Source organism: Moorena sp. SIO4E2 (assembly GCF_010671945.1).
In the GTDB taxonomy this organism is placed as follows: Bacteria; Cyanobacteriota; Cyanobacteriia; order Cyanobacteriales; family Coleofasciculaceae; genus Moorena; species Moorena producens.
In genome coordinates this window covers 1-3373 of sequence record NZ_JAAHIE010000679.1, presented here as the reverse complement: position 1 = coordinate 3373, position 3373 = coordinate 1, and the positions used below count along the sequence as shown (strand labels likewise).

Below are 3373 nucleotides of genomic sequence, written 5' to 3'. Positions count from 1 at the left end.
GTTCAATCCTACTGTGAAAAGTAGTAGAATTCCCTGCACTGTAGATAACAAAATTAGAGCTTAGGATTGATGTGATAGTCAACTATTTAATTTGACAAAGTTTTCCTGACATCTCTCCCTTAAATGTATAAGCTTTTGGGTTTTGGGTAATGGTAAAGACGAGTGATTTAGCTACAGTCTGGTCAAGGTAATGGGAGCTAAAATTACTCGACTTCTTCCACTATAGTATTGCGATAGAGTTTGAGGTAATTGACCTTTTCCTTTTTGCCACGGTACCCCACGGCAATGCCCGTAATCACCATATCATTATTATCACCGGGATTAAACTCAATCTCGTAGCTACTATCAGGAGAACTTACTTCCTTTGTACCCTTAAAAGCAATTGACTGTAGGTTGGTGACGAGATAGTTGTTCGTGGAGCTAGCAGGGGTGAGTTCTTGGTAGTAAAGCACCATTTTGGTGAACTTGCTGCCGTCTCCCTTCAACCCAATGCCTGTCAGTACACAGCCCTCTGGGACTTCCCCTAGGGTTTCGTAATCGGTCTGGTTAAAGGTCTCAGTGTCTCCAAACACCTTCCACTGACGTTGGGTTGTAGACAGATTAAGGTAGCACACGGCAGTAAGATTGAACTTCTTGTCCTTAATCAGACCTCCAAAGCCAACTACTACGTGGTCTAGGTGGGCTCCTGAGTCTACCTCCATATCTTTATTGTCGCCTGCGATCCACTGGTCCGTTTGAGAACTGGTAGTCAGCTCAGTACTACTAGGGTTCGTACCTGCATCAAGAACAGCTTGGATGGCTGCGTCGATTTCCTCTTTGCGAGCGTCATCATTCTCCACTAACTCCGAAATCTTCTTCAGGGAGTCAGAGGTAAAGTCCACGAGGACGAAATTACCAGGAACCGATGCCGCCCAATCATCAAAGCCATCCACCAAAGTGTCGGGAGTGCCACCGATGCACCAAAACTCGCCATTAGATTGATTGTTCGATTGCGACTGGTCGGTCTGGTTAGAAGTGGAAATTGATCCCGAGTAATCGCCATAGTTTGCCTCTACTTCCACTTCGGCTTCCTGGGAGCTGCTATAACTGAATTTTGAGACGCTTTGACTATAAGACCAGCGACCGCCGAAAACAGCCTCGTAGAGAAAGTGAGTGCCGTATTTTGCCACTAACTCCTCGGCGTCCATGTTGTAGAGGTCATCCTTGAAGTCCTCATCAAGATTTTTCAGGGCATAATCGAGATCCAGGGTCAACTTGTAGGAGTTGACATAGCCGGATTTTTCAACGTGATAGAAGTAGCTGCTACTGGTGTATGACTGTGAGTATTTAGCCGAAACTTCGGAGCTAAACAGACCATAGGAACCGGACAAGTTGGCAGAAACTGACATCTTGGTGTATAGATCTTCAGTACTGTCGTAAGAAGAGGTTTTCTGATCAGTTTCGTATAATAAGACAGGAGTGCCTATGGCATCCTTGGGGTAAGAATATTGATCATCGTGGACCGTGATTTCTGTATCTGCGTCAGGCAAAGAAAACAGTCGCTTACTGGTATTGACGGAGTTAGCGCGGGCATAGTAACCGTAGATATCGTAGGTACAGCCAAGATATCCGATGCCGGTTAGATTATCAGCCATGTTTTTCTCCTAGGGTCAACTGATTTGTTAAACTAGATATCCCGATAATATAGCAACCCTAAATGATTGGTGACAAGTGCTCGAATTGAAACCCAGGTATAACAATGATCACGTTTTGGAAAATTACCACAACCTATTTAGGATTGCTATATCCTAAAAATCCTAAAAATAAAGTATAATCAAAAAATGCTCTATGGATAAACGGGAAAAATGACAAATTACACTTGTAAATATATTCAAGTAAATCCTAAATAAACAAAACAAGTATAAGAAAAATTGTTGGTCAAAAAACGACCATATAGCGTTTTTCGTAGCTATGAGGTACACATTATTTTTTCCCTCTTCCCTGCTCCCTGATCCCTGCTCCCGTCTTGATGCAGGTTCCGCACACAGAACCCAAACCATGAGCGACTGCATCAAGACATTGGTTATCTAATTTTAGAATTAATAAAATCGGCACAATGTGATCAAGTAATTGACATTGTAATGAGTTATATTTTTAATCCAGATTTAGATTTTGAGACTCCAAAACCTCATTAAATCGTTCCTATGGCTCAGTTTTAAATGAGTCTTTGACCCACTCCTTGTGATTGCTGCGACTGGATTACAGATTCTTGGATATGTCTAATAAAAGTTATTATAACACGAGTCGAGTGCGATCGCCAGTTTGGTGGGATGTACCAATAGCCATTAATTCATAAAACCGTGGGTCTGTTAGTAGAAGCTCCCTGTCATGAGTGCGATCGCTCTTGTAGTGGCATAGCACAGCTAAAGTAGTAGGATAGATTTTTGAAAAAAGCCTTAATTTACAATGAATTAAGGGATTTTACTCAAGCACCATTTTAGCTGTATTAGTCCACCGAAACAAATTTATTCTATTTATAAAGTACAATAATTTTTATTCCTACTCATCACTGCTCCCTAGTCCCTGTTCCCTGCTCCCTTTTTTTACTACTCCTAAAAAAATCAGATTCCATTCCGTTACCGTACATTTTATTTAAAATACCTTTCCCCAAAAAAAATCATAAAAACCCTTGACAAAATATTTTATAATCGTTATGATTATATTGTTAACAACAAGCAAAAGGTGACCAAGATGGATTCCGAATTTCGCCCAAATCCCGAAAATAACCCTGAGGATATTACTCCTAGTAATAATCCTCAGGAATCTTCTCCAAAAAAATACCCTGTTAAGCACATTCTTAAGGGCTCCCGCAAGGCTATCATCAACACGATGCATAGCCTCTATGCACTGCGTTACGCCGAGATTTCTGAGTGGAGTCCTCTGCAACCGACGGGCATTCCTGGGGAATTTATTACGATGATGACGAAGTACATAACTTTGGGTTAACGGATTAACTTTCTGGGGGGCTTTGCCCCCTGGCAAAATCATCGAGTCTGCTCCCATGGAAGCAGGTCTTGATAGGGTTGAAAACGGAATCACTAATGGTCAATTTCCTAGCCGTAGATAGTATTTCTGCGGCTATTTTTTTTTAAGGGAGTAGGGAATTTAGAATTTAGAATTTAGAATTTAGAATTTAGAATTTAGAATTTAGAATTTAGAATTTAGAATCGGGAATCGGTAATTGGGAGTAGGTAATCGGGAATTGGGAATAGCGATGCGCTGCATCAAGAGGTGCGACCCGAACGCGCCCCGCGTCGGCTTTGCCTCAAGGTGCGCGTTCGGGTCGCACCTTGAGCGAATTTAATTCTTAATGGTAAGAGCGGAGTCTATGCTG

3 protein-coding genes are annotated in these 3373 nt (G+C 41.8%); 1 reads left to right on the top strand and 2 read right to left on the bottom strand.

Going from position 1 to position 3373, the window contains the following annotated elements; all coding sequences use genetic code 11:
• Positions 1-203 precede the first annotated feature (203 nt).
• Both F6K37_RS35275 and F6K37_RS35270 read right to left on the bottom strand, forming a co-directional pair.
• Entirely contained in the window at positions 204-1634 is a 1431-nt protein-coding gene (locus F6K37_RS35275; RefSeq protein ID WP_287255516.1) for an MAC/perforin domain-containing protein, read from the bottom strand.
• A gap of 637 nt (positions 1635-2271) precedes the next feature.
• Entirely contained in the window at positions 2272-2400 is a 129-nt protein-coding gene (locus F6K37_RS35270; protein WP_267872000.1) for a hypothetical protein, read from the bottom strand.
• 330 nt (positions 2401-2730) lie between these two features.
• Between F6K37_RS35270 and F6K37_RS35265 the strand changes: the two genes are divergently transcribed.
• Entirely contained in the window at positions 2731-2985 is a 255-nt protein-coding gene (locus F6K37_RS35265) for a hypothetical protein (RefSeq protein WP_071986830.1), read from the top strand.
• The last annotated feature ends 388 nt before the right edge of the window (positions 2986-3373 follow it).

What these genes read in the sequence shown, in the direction of transcription:
- F6K37_RS35275 (WP_287255516.1), bottom strand. Translation starts at nt 1,634, where the DNA reads ATGGCTGATAATCTAACCGGCATCGGATATCTTGGCTGTACCTACGAT.
- F6K37_RS35265 (WP_071986830.1), top strand. Translation starts at nt 2,731, where the DNA reads ATGGATTCCGAATTTCGCCCAAATCCCGAAAATAACCCTGAGGATATT.